14 protein-coding genes and 2 tRNA genes are annotated in these 12,338 nt (G+C 61.2%); 11 read left to right on the plus strand and 5 right to left on the minus strand.

Annotation, left to right across the window (positions count from 1 at the left end; translation table 11 throughout):
* Positions 1-312 precede the first annotated feature (312 nt).
* Positions 313-387 (minus strand) — tRNA-Thr (locus NKK50_RS25445).
* Between the two features lie 148 nt (positions 388-535).
* Here NKK50_RS25445 and NKK50_RS25450 point away from each other — a divergent pair.
* From NKK50_RS25450 to NKK50_RS25500, 11 genes are all read left to right on the plus strand, one after another.
* Complete coding sequence (locus NKK50_RS25450) at positions 536-730, plus strand: hypothetical protein (RefSeq protein ID WP_023689351.1); 195 nt, start codon at positions 536-538, stop codon at positions 728-730.
* A 134-nt stretch (positions 731-864) separates the two neighbouring features.
* The gene (gene murA / locus NKK50_RS25455; protein ID WP_023732388.1) at positions 865-2,157 is read left to right on the plus strand and encodes a UDP-N-acetylglucosamine 1-carboxyvinyltransferase; all 1,293 of its coding nucleotides are present in this window, start codon (positions 865-867) and stop codon (positions 2,155-2,157) included.
* Positions 2,158-2,324: 167 nt separating this feature from the next.
* Positions 2,325-2,759, plus strand: a complete 435-nt coding sequence (locus NKK50_RS25460; protein WP_023692404.1) for a DUF2948 family protein — start codon at positions 2,325-2,327, stop codon at positions 2,757-2,759.
* 134 nt (positions 2,760-2,893) lie between these two features.
* The gene (gene hisD / locus NKK50_RS25465) at positions 2,894-4,186 is read left to right on the plus strand and encodes a histidinol dehydrogenase (RefSeq protein ID WP_352544002.1); all 1,293 of its coding nucleotides are present in this window, start codon (positions 2,894-2,896) and stop codon (positions 4,184-4,186) included.
* Positions 4,187-4,192: 6 nt separating this feature from the next.
* Positions 4,193-4,678: a UPF0262 family protein gene (locus tag NKK50_RS25470; protein WP_023669283.1), complete on the plus strand. Its 486-nt coding sequence runs from the start codon at positions 4,193-4,195 to the stop codon at positions 4,676-4,678.
* Entirely contained in the window at positions 4,666-5,130 is a 465-nt protein-coding gene (locus NKK50_RS25475; protein ID WP_081725519.1) for an arsenate-mycothiol transferase ArsC, read from the plus strand. The genes NKK50_RS25470 and NKK50_RS25475 overlap by 13 nt, the downstream gene beginning before the upstream one ends.
* 185 nt (positions 5,131-5,315) lie before the next feature.
* Positions 5,316-5,534: a translation initiation factor IF-1 gene (gene infA / locus NKK50_RS25480; RefSeq protein WP_006200926.1), complete on the plus strand. Its 219-nt coding sequence runs from the start codon at positions 5,316-5,318 to the stop codon at positions 5,532-5,534.
* A 19-nt stretch (positions 5,535-5,553) separates the two neighbouring features.
* A complete protein-coding gene (locus NKK50_RS25485; protein WP_023747220.1) occupies positions 5,554-6,180 on the plus strand; it encodes a Maf-like protein in 627 nt (208 codons plus the stop codon).
* Entirely contained in the window at positions 6,177-6,368 is a 192-nt protein-coding gene (gene yacG, locus NKK50_RS25490) for a DNA gyrase inhibitor YacG (RefSeq protein WP_023669280.1), read from the plus strand. Before NKK50_RS25485 ends, yacG begins: the two co-directional genes overlap by 4 nt.
* Positions 6,369-6,582: 214 nt before the next feature.
* Positions 6,583-6,658: transfer RNA gene (locus tag NKK50_RS25495), tRNA-Phe, on the plus strand.
* 212 nt (positions 6,659-6,870) lie between these two features.
* Positions 6,871-8,166 carry a tyrosine-type recombinase/integrase gene (locus NKK50_RS25500; protein ID WP_352514695.1) on the plus strand — a complete coding sequence of 432 codons (1,296 nt, stop codon included), beginning with the start codon at positions 6,871-6,873 and terminating at the stop codon, positions 8,164-8,166.
* A 302-nt stretch (positions 8,167-8,468) separates the two neighbouring features.
* Here the strand turns inward: NKK50_RS25500 and NKK50_RS25505 are convergent, their stop codons facing one another.
* The 4 genes from NKK50_RS25505 to NKK50_RS25520 all read right to left on the minus strand — a co-directional run bounded on the left by NKK50_RS25505 (position 8,469) and on the right by NKK50_RS25520 (position 12,329).
* On the minus strand, positions 8,469-9,830 hold the full coding sequence (locus NKK50_RS25505) for a type II toxin-antitoxin system HipA family toxin (protein WP_050589496.1): 1,362 nt from the start codon (positions 9,828-9,830) through the stop codon (positions 8,469-8,471).
* On the minus strand, positions 9,831-10,124 hold the full coding sequence (locus NKK50_RS25510; protein WP_352544003.1) for a helix-turn-helix domain-containing protein: 294 nt from the start codon (positions 10,122-10,124) through the stop codon (positions 9,831-9,833).
* A 694-nt stretch (positions 10,125-10,818) separates the two neighbouring features.
* On the minus strand, positions 10,819-11,097 hold the full coding sequence (locus tag NKK50_RS25515; protein ID WP_352544004.1) for a DUF2274 domain-containing protein: 279 nt from the start codon (positions 11,095-11,097) through the stop codon (positions 10,819-10,821).
* A 14-nt stretch (positions 11,098-11,111) separates the two neighbouring features.
* Complete coding sequence (locus NKK50_RS25520) at positions 11,112-12,329, minus strand: TraB/TrbI/VirB10 family type IV secretion system protein (protein ID WP_023766658.1); 1,218 nt, start codon at positions 12,327-12,329, stop codon at positions 11,112-11,114.
* Positions 12,330-12,338 lie beyond the last annotated feature (9 nt).

The following is a 12,338-nucleotide window of genomic DNA, read 5'->3' on the forward strand; positions in this document are numbered from 1 at the left end:
GCCGGCCGATGGCAAGTCCTTGGGCGAGCTGTGTTCTTGTCGTGGATATGCGTACGAGGCGGCTGGCTTTCAGCGTGCGAGCGGTAGTGTTCAGCATGCCGGATACGGCCAGTCCGGCCTGTTCATGAGTTGACAGGTCCGGACTTGTTGAGCAGTCGTCCGGCCCCGTAGAGCCTCTTTCTCTCAATGTTTCCGGGCGAGGGGGCCACGGTTGGATGCGCGGGATTGGCACTTTTACGTCAGCCGGCTTTTTTGGTCCGCAACGAGACCCCGACTTCGCGACTGCATCTTTTTAAAATCAAAGGAATGAACTGGTGCTGCGAGAGAGGATTGAACTCTCGACCTCTCCCTTACCAAGGGAGTGCTCTACCACTGAGCTACCGCAGCCGCTGATGGCGGGGCTTCTGCCATATAGAACCGGCAAGCGCAAGGCGTCTGTGAAAGGCTTGCCAGACAAGTTTCGCTGACATGGCGGCGCCACAATGCTAGCTATCCCTTGAACGGCAGGCCTGCCAGTCGCGGGCGGGACGGAACGATGGACGACAAAACAAATCCACCGAAAAAGGCTGATCCGGCAAAGAAGGACGGGACTAACCGCAAGGACCGTCTGGCCGAGCAGCTGCGCGCCAATCTCATGAAGCGCAAGACGCAAGCGCGTTCGCGGCGCACCGGTGACGCTGACCAGCGCCCGGAAGGCCTGACGGCTGCTGAAAAAATGCACAAGGACTGACCGATATCGGCCACACTGGCCGGCCAACTTGGCTAACGGGCTCAGGAATCTTGAACCAAGCCGGCCAATGGTCTAGACGGGCCGATACGCAAACTGACGAAAACCGGCCTTTCGGGCCGAGGGGACATTCTCTCATGGATCGCATCAGAATTGTCGGCGGCAACAAGCTCGCCGGAAGCATTCCGATTTCGGGCGCGAAAAACGCCGCTTTGCCGCTGATGATCGCCTCGCTGCTCACCGACGACACGCTGACGCTGGAAAACGTGCCGCATCTGGCCGATGTAGAGCAGCTGATCCGCATTCTTGGCAATCACGGCGTCGACTATTCGGTCAACGGCCGCCGCGAGAAGCAGAATGAGGGCTATTCGCGCACCATCAACTTCTCGGCCCGAAACATCGTCGACACGACCGCGCCTTACGAGCTGGTGTCGAAGATGCGGGCATCGTTCTGGGTGATCGGCCCGCTGCTGGCCCGCATGGGCGAGGCGAAAGTGTCGCTTCCCGGCGGTTGCGCCATCGGCACGCGGCCGGTCGACCTGTTCCTTGAAGGCCTGCAGGCGCTGGGCGCCGACATCGATGTCGACACTGGTTATGTGCTGGCCAAGACCAGGAACGGCCGCCTCGTCGGCAATCGCTATGTGTTCCCGAAAGTCTCCGTCGGCGCCACCCATGTGCTGATGATGGCGGCAGCGCTCGCCAAGGGCGAGACGGTGCTGGAAAACGCCGCCTGCGAGCCCGAAATCGTCAACCTCGCCGAATGCCTCAACGCCATGGGCGCAAAAATTTCCGGCGCCGGCACTCCAACCATCACCATCGATGGCGTCGAATCGCTGTCGGGCGCGCGCGTGCGCGTCATCCCCGACCGCATCGAGACCGGCACCTATGCCATGGCGGTGGCCATGACCGGCGGCGATGTCGTGCTCGAAGGCGCCCGCCCCGAGCTGCTGCAGACCGCGTTGGATGTGATTGCCCAGACCGGTACCGAGATCACGCCGACCAATTCCGGCATTCGCGTCCGGCGCAACGGCGCCGGCATTTCGCCGGTCGACGTAACGACGGCGCCGTTCCCGGCCTTCCCGACCGATCTGCAGGCGCAGTTCATGGGCCTGATGACCATGGCCAAAGGCAAGTCGCGCATCACCGAGACCATCTTTGAAAACCGCTTCATGCATGTGCAGGAACTGGCCCGGCTCGGCGCCCACATCACGCTGTCCGGCCAAACGGCGATCGTCGACGGCGTCTCCAAGCTGAAGGGCGCGCCCGTGATGGCGACCGATCTGCGCGCCTCGGTGTCGCTGGTCATCGCCGGTCTGGCGGCCGAAGGCGAAACGACGGTCAACCGCGTCTACCACCTCGACCGCGGTTTTGAGCGGCTGGAAGAAAAGCTCTCCAATTGCGGCGCGGTGATCGAGCGGATTTCGGCTTGACCGCACGGCAGTTGCTTCAGACAGACAGGCGTCTGGTGCTGCCTTCATTCACCGCCAACACTTCAAACCCGAGGCGCTAGCCTCGGGTTGAATTTGTGTCGCGGTTGCACGGACCGGAAAGACCGCCTAACAGAAGGCTGAAACCAACTTTCAGGTGTGCATTCGGCATGGCAGCCCTCAAACTCATTGCGCTCGACGATCAGGATCTGAGCATCGTCTCGGCTCACGTCCAGGACGCCGTGATGAAGGTCTCGGATCTCGAATACCTGCCTTCGGCCAAGCGTTTCATATTGACCATGAACCGCTTCGTCTGGGAGGCGAAGTCCGGGCTGTTCAGCCAGCACAATGAGCGGCGCCAGGCGGTGTTGCATTTCGACCGCGTGCTCGGTGCCAAGACCAGCGGCATTGCCCGCGATCGGCCGGCCGAGGTGCTGTCGCTTCTGGCAATCAGCTTTATCGAAATCAGCAAGCCGGCCGGCATCGTCGAATTGGTCTTTTCCGGCGGCGGCGCGATCATGCTCGACGTCGAATGCATCGAGGCGCGGCTTGCCGACATAGGCGGCGCCTGGGAAGCGACCTCGCGTCCGGTGCACAGGGTGTAGAGCATGATCCCAAAAAGTGGGTGCCGGTTTTTGTTGGACAAAACGGGAATCGTTTGTCCAGAGATCATGCTCCAACAAAGGGTTAGATCGTGATGAGATTTCAACCAAGTCTCATCACGATCTAGACGCAGCCGATGGCCATTACGCTTATCCAGTCCGATGCCGGTTTCGAGCAGCGTTTCGCCGCCTTCCTGACCACCAAGCGGGAGGTATCGGAGGACGTCGACACTGCCGTGCGCGCCATCATTGCGCGGGTTCGTGCCGAGGGCGACGCTGCCCTGGTCGACTACACGCTGAAATTCGACAAGGCCGACCTCAATAGCCTCGGCATCGCCGTGTCGAAGGACGACATCGCGCAGGCCTACAAAGACGCCGATCCGCAGACGGTCGAGGCGCTGAAATTTGCCCGTGACCGCATCCGATCCCATCACGGGCGACAAATGCCCAAGGACGATCGCTATACCGATGCCGTCGGGGTCGAGTTGGGTTCGCGCTGGACGGCGATCGAGGCGGTCGGGCTCTATGTGCCGGGCGGCACGGCAAGCTATCCAAGCTCGGTGCTGATGAACGCCGTGCCGGCCAGGGTGGCGGGCGTCGAGCGCATCGTCATCGTCGTGCCGGCGCCGGGCGGCATCATCAATCCGCTGGTGCTGGTGGCCGCCGATCTAGCAGGCGTTTCAGAGATTTACCGCGTCGGCGGCGCGCAGGCGATTGCCGCCCTTGCCTATGGCACCGAAACGATCCGGCCGGTCGCCAAGATCGTCGGGCCCGGCAATGCCTATGTCGCCGCCGCCAAGCGCCAGGTGTTCGGCACGGTCGGCATCGACATGATCGCCGGACCGTCTGAAGTGCTGGTCGTGGCCGACGGCAGCAACGATCCCGACTGGATTGCCGCTGATCTTCTCGCTCAGGCCGAGCATGACGTGTCGGCGCAGTCGATCCTCATCACCGACGATCCGGCCTTCGGCAAGGCCGTCGAACAGGCGGTCGAGCGGCAGCTGCAGAGCCTGTCGCGCGCCGAGACGGCGGCTGCCAGCTGGCGCGATTTCGGTGCGGTGATCCTGGTGGAGACCATCGAGGCCGCGCTGCCGCTGGTCGACCGCATCGCCGCGGAACATGTGGAACTCGCCATCGACGATGCCGAGGGCTTCCTGGCCAGGATGCGCAATGCGGGTGCTGTGTTTCTGGGACGCCATACGCCCGAAGTCATCGGCGACTATGTCGGCGGCTCCAACCACGTGCTGCCGACGGCGCGTTCGGCGCGCTTCTCTTCGGGCCTGTCGGTGCTCGATTTCGTCAAGCGCACCTCGATCCTGAAGCTCGGGCCGGTGCAGCTGAGAGCACTTGCGCCGGCGGCGATTGCGCTGGCCAAGGCGGAAGGCCTCGACGCGCATGGCCGCTCCGTCGCCATCCGGCTGAACATGTAGGCGGCGATGGCGGACGGCGATCAAACCCGCGCAAGGCTGATCGATGTCGAGCTCGACGAGTCGATCGGCCGTTCGACGCCCGATGTCGAACATGAGCGCGCGGTGGCGATCTTCGACCTGATCGAGGAGAACAGCTTTCAGCCGGTCAATGATGACGGCGCCGGGCCTTATCGGCTGAAGCTGTCGCTGGCCGAATCCCGGCTGGTGTTTGCGGTCGCCCGAGAGGATGGTGCTGATGTCGTCACCCATATCCTGTCGCTGACGCCGCTCAGGCGCATCGTCAAGGACTATTACCTGATCTGCGAAAGCTACTACGACGCCATCCGATCCTCGACGCCGAGCCATATCGAGGCGATCGACATGGGCCGGCGCGGCCTGCACAATGAAGGCTCGCAGACGTTGATGGACCGGCTGGCCGGCAAGATCGACATCGACTTCGACACGGCGCGGCGGCTGTTCACGCTGGTCTGCGTGCTGCACTGGCGGGGTTAGACCTGACTGGGGCGCCCCGCTCGATACTGTTTTTGTGCGGCATGAACGCCGTGCGCTCGCCGATGGCCGAGCAGCTGGCGCGGCGCATGCTGCCGCCGGCCACTTTCGTCGCCTCTGCCGGCGTGCACAGGGGCGAGCGCGATCCGTTCGTCGACGCGGTGCTGGCCGAAGAGGGCCTGACGCTGGGCGAGCGCCAGCCGCGCTCGATGGACGATCTCGAGGACGATTATTTCGACCTGATCGTCACCCTGGCGCCGGAAGCCCACCACGCCGCGCTCGAGCTCACCCGCTCGCTTGCCGTCGACGTCGAATACTGGCCGATGCCGGATCCGACCGATGTCGGCGGCAGGCGCGAGCAGATCATGGCCAGCTATCGCGACGTGAGAGAACGGCTGAAAGCGCGCATCAGCCGACGTTTTCTGCTTCCGGAGGTAAAAAACGCGGCGGATTGATGCATGTCGCTCAAAAGCGGTCCCGGTTTTGAGACAACGACATGCATAAAACGAAAGCTTGGAGCGCGTCGCTTATGACGCGATCTAAGCGTGTTCACAAGCGCACGATTATCATATAGGTTCCGCCGAAATTCCGGCCTGGGCGCTCCAGGGCGCCGGAACTGCAATCCAAGCAAAGGTATCGAATGCCGAAGGAAGAAGTCCTCGAGTTTCCGGGTGTCGTGACGGAATTGTTGCCCAACGCGATGTTCCGGGTGAAGCTCGAAAACGAACACGAGATCATCGCCCATACGGCCGGCCGCATGCGCAAGAACCGCATCCGTGTGCTGACCGGCGACAAGGTCCTGGTCGAGATGACGCCCTATGACCTGACCAAGGGCCGCATCACCTACCGTTTCAAGTAACAGTCCGGCGCGAACCGCGATGAGCATCCTGCAGAAGCTCGTGCTTGCCTCTGGTTCGCCGCGCCGGATCGAACTGTTGCAACAGGCCGGCATCGAGCCGGACCGCGTGCTGCCGGCCGATGTCGACGAAACGCCGCTGCGCGCCGAACATCCGCGCTCGCTGGCCAAGCGGCTGTCGAAGGAAAAGGCCGAGAAGGCTCTGGCCTCGCTGAAAAGCGAGGAAGACTATGCGCCGGGCTTCGTGCTGGCCGCCGATACGGTGGTCGCGGTCGGACGCCGTATCCTGCCCAAGGCCGAGACGCTGGACGACGCCGCCAATTGCCTTGGACTGCTTTCGGGCCGTTCGCACCGGGTCTATTCCGGCATCTGCCTGATTACGCCGGGCGGCAAGCTGCGCCAAAGGCTGGTTGAATCCAGGGTTCGCTTCAAGCGGCTGCCGCGCGAGGAGATCGACGCCTATGTAGCCTCCGGCGAATGGCGCGGCAAGGCCGGCGGCTATGCCGTCCAGGGTCTCGCCGGGTCGTTCGTCGTCAAGCTGGTCGGCTCCTACACCAACATCGTCGGCCTGCCGCTCTACGAGACAGTGGCGCTGCTTTCGGGCGAAGGCTTCAAGGTCCACACCAGCTGGCATACCGCGCGGCCATGAGCCTGGACGATAAGGTCACACCACTGCGCCCGAAGCGCCCCTGCCCCGAATGCGGCAAGCCGTCGGCGCGCGAGACCTATCCGTTCTGTTCGAAGCGCTGCAAGGACATCGACCTCAACCGCTGGCTGAAGGGCGCCTATGTCATCACCGCGCGGGATGACGAGGACGAGAGCGACGAGCCGAAGTAGGGTTTGGGCGGTGCCGGCCGCGCAATTCCACTTCGCCGACCTTACGCAATTGCTGCTTTGCCGGCGTCGGTATTGTCTGCGACAATTGCCCCGGAAAATCAGCGCTTAGGCGCTGGACAGGCCGGATTCCCGTGCTATAACCCACGCGCTTTCAAGGGGTGCCCCACGGCGCTTTCCTGAAATCCGGTCAGGCGATGTCTCGTTTCCCGGCGAGGCCCAGATAGCTCAGTTGGTAGAGCAGCGGACTGAAAATCCGCGTGTCGGTGGTTCGAATCCGCCTCTGGGCACCATTCCCTCTTCTCCCGACACTCCGTTAAGCCGAACCTTTTGCGCTGCAGCTTCTGCAACCCACTGGAATTGTTGATCTTTTTCCGTCGCATTGCGCAATTAAGCGGGACAGAGAGCGCTTCGGGCGCATTTGGTCCAACGAGGCGGGGGGATGGTATTTCCGTTGGTATTCGACATCCTGATGGTATCGAAACAGCCAAGGGAGACCTGACGAATGGCCCTATCCGACGTGAAATGTCGAAACGCCCGCCCTGCTTCCAAACTCGTGAAATTGTCTGACGGGGGCGGGCTGCAGCTATGGGTACAGCCCACGGGCTCTCGCCTCTGGCGGCTCGCCTACCGCTTTGACGGCAAGCAGAAACTGCTCGCGCTGGGGAGCTATCCGCTTATCTCTCTCGCCGAGGCACGGGAGGCGCGCGATGATGCTAAAAGGCTCCTGCTAGCTGGCGTCGACCCTGGAAAGGAACGCAGCTTGCGGAAGGCCGATTCGGCAAAGGACTCCTTTCGCTCAATCGCGGACGAATATGTTGACAAGCTGAAGAAGGAGGGACGTGCCGTCCGGACGATCAGCAAGGTCAAATGGCTGCTCGACTTTGCCTATCCGATAATCGGCGATAAGTGCATTCGGAAGATCGATCCGGCTATCATCCTTACCGCCCTCCGTCGCGTCGAGGTTCGCGGTCGATACGAGTCGGCTAGGCGACTGCGCTCCACCATCGGCAGCGTGTTTCGATACGCAATCGCGACCGCACGCGCCGAGACAGATCCGACCTTCGCCCTCAGAGGCGCACTCATCAGTCCGAAGGTAACGTCTCGCGCCGCGATTACCGATCCGAAGGCCTTGGGCGGTTTGCTGAGGGGGATCGATGCATTTGATGGACAGCCTACAACCCGAGCCGGTCTAAAGCTGATAGCGCTGCTGTTTCCCCGCCCCGGCGAGCTTCGCGCCGCTGAATGGGAAGAGTTCGATTTTGAAAGCTCGGTGTGGACGATCCCTGAAGCACGCATGAAAATGCGACGGCCGCACCGCGTACCCCTATCAAAGCAAGCGATCAGCGTCCTGACTTCACTGAGAGAAATCTCTGGTGATGGATCGCTGCTGTTTCCTAGTGTTCGGTCGGCTTCGCGTCCGATTTCCGACAACACGCTTAACGCCGCGCTGCGTCGTATGGGTTACGGCAAGGAAGAAGCAACCGCGCATGGTTTTCGAGCAACGGCATCAACTCTGCTGAACGAATGCGGCAAGTGGCATCCGGACGCCATAGAGCGGCAGCTGGCCCACATTGAGAACAACGACGTTCGGCGCGCCTACGCCCGGGCAGAGCACTGGGACGAGCGCGTGAAAATGATGCAATGGTGGGCCGACTATCTGGATGAACTCAAGAGCAAAAACCCGCGGGTGATCTCAATCGAGGGACGCCGCAAGCCAACGCGACCGTCCACTTTGAACCCAACAGCGGCCGTTCACCAAACGCCGATGCAAATCTCTAACCGCCGGAAATCATACTGACCGTCGAAAAACGCCGAAACTCGCGCCAAATCGTCGGCCCGGAGGATCAACTTTCTCTCCGGGGAATCAATAAGGTTGGTGAATGATGACGGTTGGCCGAGAGCGGACTGGACTGGCCGCTCTTGGGCAACGTTTGGCGGGAAGCTGCCGTTCTGCAGCCGACCCCATTCCCATCATTCAAGATGCCGGAGGCCGGTTCCGAAACCGGCCATCTACCCGGCCCGGGGCCGCGCTACTAGAGCGAGAATCCCTTGGGCAGTGTGCGGTCGCGTCCGTTTCGCCGGCATTAGTCCGTGGATCCGCTATCCCCGCCCGACTTTCACCTCCACAACCTCCAGGGGCTCCGCGGCGGCTTCCTCTCCATAGATCCGGGACAAGCCCTTGATGCGCGTCGCGATCGCGTCGACGAGGCGACCAACGATCTCATGGATGATCCCCTCTTGGCGAAGCTCTTGGGCGCACTCCGATGCCATATCGGGCATCACCGCGAGCTGATGGCGGATCGTCCGCACCGTGTACTCGGCGCCGACCTTTGCTGAGGACGCACAGCGCCCCCAGTGGCGCGGCATGATCTCGTCGATCGGGTAAACTCTGTCGATCTTCATCGCCAGTTTAAGGTCGCGCATCTCAGCTTGGATCTCTCCCTCGCCGAGGTGCGGCAGAATGGAGGAGATGTCGTAGAGCGGAGCTAGGCGGGCCTCGCCCTGGGCACCGAGCAGCATCGAGTAGTTCTTTGCATGCGCGTCCGTGCCGGCGATGATCCAGTTGAAGACGTTCGCGGCCATGAAGGTCTGACGGTCTTGGACGGGGTCGAGGGAGGCCGACAGCACCTTTTTGGAGATCGTCGTGATACCTGGCCCACCCTGGTTCTCGTACTTTAGCGTCGGCATCACCGACAGGGCCTGGCACATGTCCTCCTGATGGATGCGGATGGTCTTGCCGTCGATGTTGCGGCGGTCGTAGCGCTCGAGAACGATCGCCTTTTCGCCTGCAAAGTCGAGAACCTGGCTGTGTGCAGCGTCCATGCCGAGCTTGCATGCAAGCTGCAGGCAGAAATGCTCGTTTTCAGTATGCCCGTGCAAGTGCGGCAAAGGCGGCTTTAAGATGTGTGTCGTGGGCGTGTCGCCTAGAGGAATACCCCAGCGATTGCTGCCCGTGTCGAAATGGAACGCCGTCTTTGCCTGCGCACCAGCGAGACTGAACTGACCAGGATCGCCGATTCGCCGGGTCGCTGCACCATCCTTGCGCAGATCGCGCAGGCGGTCGCCGATCTGCGCCTCGGTGAGCAACTCCACGTTCTCGCCGCGGGAAATCTGGTCGCCACGCGAAAGGAACTGGACGGCGCCGGCGCAGTCGCGGCCGACATTCTTGAGCAGGGCAAACGGGTTTCGGGCGGAGACCTGGAACCTCTGCGCCCATCTGGCGAGGGTCTGCTCATTATCCGGCAGTAGGCCCCAGAGGAATGCCTCGACGACCTTGCCCTCGTAGGTCCTGGTGATCGTCGGCATGGACAGGGAGAGCGGGATTGCCACCCGGCCTTCCATCCATGCCTCGTGATAGGAGAACGAAAGCTTGCCGCCCTGCAGGTGGTGGAGCCCCCCAACCGGTCTGCCAGCGATATAGACGTCGAGGGTGTCGATCGGGTTCATCATGATCATCGTCATCTAGAGCTTGTAGGGAATCTCCTCGTCGTCATCGTCGACATGCCGTTCATCGGCATTATGATGATGATCAGCCGACGTCGGCGCCGGCGGGATCTGAAAGTCCATCTCCACACCAAGCGTGGTCAGCGCCAGCAGCACGTTGCCGATCTCGGCGCTGGGCTTGCCGTTCTCGATCCACGACACCCACGTCTGCGTCGTGTTGATCACTTTGGCCAAGGCAGCCTGTGACAGGCCGCGCCGGGTGCGGGCCTCCTTGATCAGGATTCCAATGTCGCGAGCTGTTTTGATCTTCATGGCGTATATAATTTCTGTATGAGCTAGCCTGATATAGGCTCGTATATGACGGGTGTCAATATACGTTACTATATCAACTTTAACGCTATATAGGTTCACATATCGGCAACCTTCATATACGAACCTATATAAAATCATTGGGCCACGCAACAATGTGCGATCGACCTTTCGCAACGGTACCATCGAGAATGACCGCTGGTCGAGAACTCAACAACGTTGTCGGGGCCGGGAGCGGTCTGGTCCGCTATTCAATTACTGTTGGCGAGAAGCTGTCATTCAGCATCCGGTCTGGCGGCATCGTGACAAGATCGATTTTTTGTCCGAAGAGAACGAGGCCGGCCGCAAGAAAAAGCCACGGCTTTTTATGCACAACCTTTATTGTCTAGCAGGCTCAGTTGTTCCCCTGAAACTTGAATCTCCCTCAGACTCAGTGTCTTCTCAGGGTAACCGCTGGAATTAGACATGCCTTCAGGCTCGTTTCAACACCGCGTGTGGCAATGGATTGTCGCGTGCTTTCCGACGCCGGCGCACCTCGATGTACAGGAGCGCAATCATCGCTTCCTTGAAGAGGCGCTCCGAACTCGCTCAGGCGAATTCCTGCACAAAGGAGGGGGCACTCGAACTGGTGGAGTACGGACCGGCGGCAACCCGGTCAGGATCAAGAACCTAGCGTGCTCCAAAACGACACCAAGCGCTAACCGTTGTCCAGTGTGGAAGATGATTGCCTTCGTGGTTTCTCCGACACGCCAGCGCCCGGCAGACCTTCCTTTCTGGCCTTGGCAAACGCCCGGTCGCCTTCCAGGAACCCGACCAGCATAAAGGGGATCAGTTCCGCCACGGTTTCGGACTCTCCATAGGTCTCACGGTAAAGTGCGGCATAGTCGTTGAGTGCTTGGCTCAAGTCGGCGCCAACAGTGATGGTGATCTTCGAAGGCGTCCGGTCCGGAAGTTTTCCGAGTTTCAGGTTAGCCATGAAAGTCCTCCTGTTCACCCCGTGTATGGCCGCAACACGAGGTCCTTGTGCACGATGACGCGCAACGGCCAACCAGGGCGGACGGTGATCGTGGGTTGGATGTTCAGGTTCTTTTCAGTGATCCGTTGGCCGGCTTGACTGACGTTCTGCTGGGTGGATTCACGAATTGCCTTGACCAAGTCGCTTTCATTTTCCCCAAAGCTCAACTCGGTACCAACCCCCAGCAATGTGGCCACCGCGACGCCCTTGATCAGCTGCCAAGTATGGAAATCCACCTTGTCCTCGAGCCCGGCATAGCCGGCCGCGTCGGTCACGGGCAGATTGTCGATTTCGATCGATGAGCCGTCCGGCATCACAATGCGTTGCCACACCAACAGAGCGCGCCTTTGGCCAAAGGCTACAACACTATCGTAGGTGCCGATCAGCCGTGAGCCCTGCGGGATGAGCAGGGTGCTGCCGGTGACGCTGTCGCGCACATTCTCGGTAACCTGCGCGACAACGAGGCCGGGCAAGTCGGAATTGATGCCGGTGATCAGGCTTGCAGCGATCACGCTGCCGGCCATGATCTGATACGGCGAGGCCGGCGTCTGCCGCGCATGCGGATTGTAGATCCCGCTGGTGTTCCGTTGATCGATAAAATCGAGCTTGCGCTGTTGGTTGTTCTGGTCGCCCTCGGCCGGGGCGACGGAAGCTCGCGCGCCTTCGGTATCTGGCTGCGGAGGCGCCGTCTCGAAAGGTGAACGTCCGCCCTGCCCATTGCTAAAAGCTTCCGTTTGCTGGAGTCGGGTTTCGATGCGGAACAGGACTTGCGACTCGCGCGCTTCAATGGCTTGTTGTGCAAGCCGCTGCGCCTCGGCGGAAACGTCTTGCCCAGGTGCGATGCCAAGCTGGCGCTGGTGCTCGAGAATAGGACGGCCGAGATCCCCGGGCAGCGGCGGTCCAAGCACCGGAGCCTTCGGCTTGCTCCCGGAATAGTCCTTGGGCAGCGATTCAAGTCCCTCGGCGGTCGGCTTGCGGTCCGTGCTGTAGAGCTCTTCGGCCTGCTGTTTCAGGCGCAATGCGGGCCCCTGCAGCGCCATCATCGTGACGCCAAAAACAGCGCCGGAACCAACAGCAGCGATGGCGACAATTATGCCGCGCCTGAACCGCACCGCTCGGCGGGGTGAGGCTCGCAGCTGCAGCTGTTCGGGATTGAGCTTCGGCGGAGCATTCGGGTGGGAAGTATCGGTCATGAGCCTCCC

The sequence above is a fragment of the Mesorhizobium sp. M0001 genome, from assembly GCF_040324255.1.
GTDB lineage: Bacteria > Pseudomonadota > Alphaproteobacteria > Rhizobiales > Rhizobiaceae > Mesorhizobium.

Bases quoted from the DNA above. Each gene is read 5' to 3' on its own strand.
- NKK50_RS25450 (WP_023689351.1), top strand. From the start codon at position 536: ATGGACGACAAAACAAATCCACCGAAAAAGGCTGATCCGGCAAAGAAG.
- murA (WP_023732388.1), top strand. From the start codon at position 865: ATGGATCGCATCAGAATTGTCGGCGGCAACAAGCTCGCCGGAAGCATT.
- NKK50_RS25460 (WP_023692404.1), top strand. From the start codon at position 2,325: ATGGCAGCCCTCAAACTCATTGCGCTCGACGATCAGGATCTGAGCATC.
- hisD (WP_352544002.1), top strand. From the start codon at position 2,894: ATGGCCATTACGCTTATCCAGTCCGATGCCGGTTTCGAGCAGCGTTTC.
- NKK50_RS25470 (WP_023669283.1), top strand. From the start codon at position 4,193: ATGGCGGACGGCGATCAAACCCGCGCAAGGCTGATCGATGTCGAGCTC.
- infA (WP_006200926.1), top strand. From the start codon at position 5,316: ATGCCGAAGGAAGAAGTCCTCGAGTTTCCGGGTGTCGTGACGGAATTG.
- NKK50_RS25485 (WP_023747220.1), top strand. From the start codon at position 5,554: ATGAGCATCCTGCAGAAGCTCGTGCTTGCCTCTGGTTCGCCGCGCCGG.
- yacG (WP_023669280.1), top strand. From the start codon at position 6,177: ATGAGCCTGGACGATAAGGTCACACCACTGCGCCCGAAGCGCCCCTGC.
- NKK50_RS25500 (WP_352514695.1), top strand. From the start codon at position 6,871: ATGGCCCTATCCGACGTGAAATGTCGAAACGCCCGCCCTGCTTCCAAA.
- NKK50_RS25505 (WP_050589496.1), bottom strand. From the start codon at position 9,830: ATGACGATGATCATGATGAACCCGATCGACACCCTCGACGTCTATATC.
- NKK50_RS25510 (WP_352544003.1), bottom strand. From the start codon at position 10,124: ATGAAGATCAAAACAGCTCGCGACATTGGAATCCTGATCAAGGAGGCC.
- NKK50_RS25515 (WP_352544004.1), bottom strand. From the start codon at position 11,097: ATGGCTAACCTGAAACTCGGAAAACTTCCGGACCGGACGCCTTCGAAG.
- NKK50_RS25520 (WP_023766658.1), bottom strand. From the start codon at position 12,329: ATGACCGATACTTCCCACCCGAATGCTCCGCCGAAGCTCAATCCCGAA.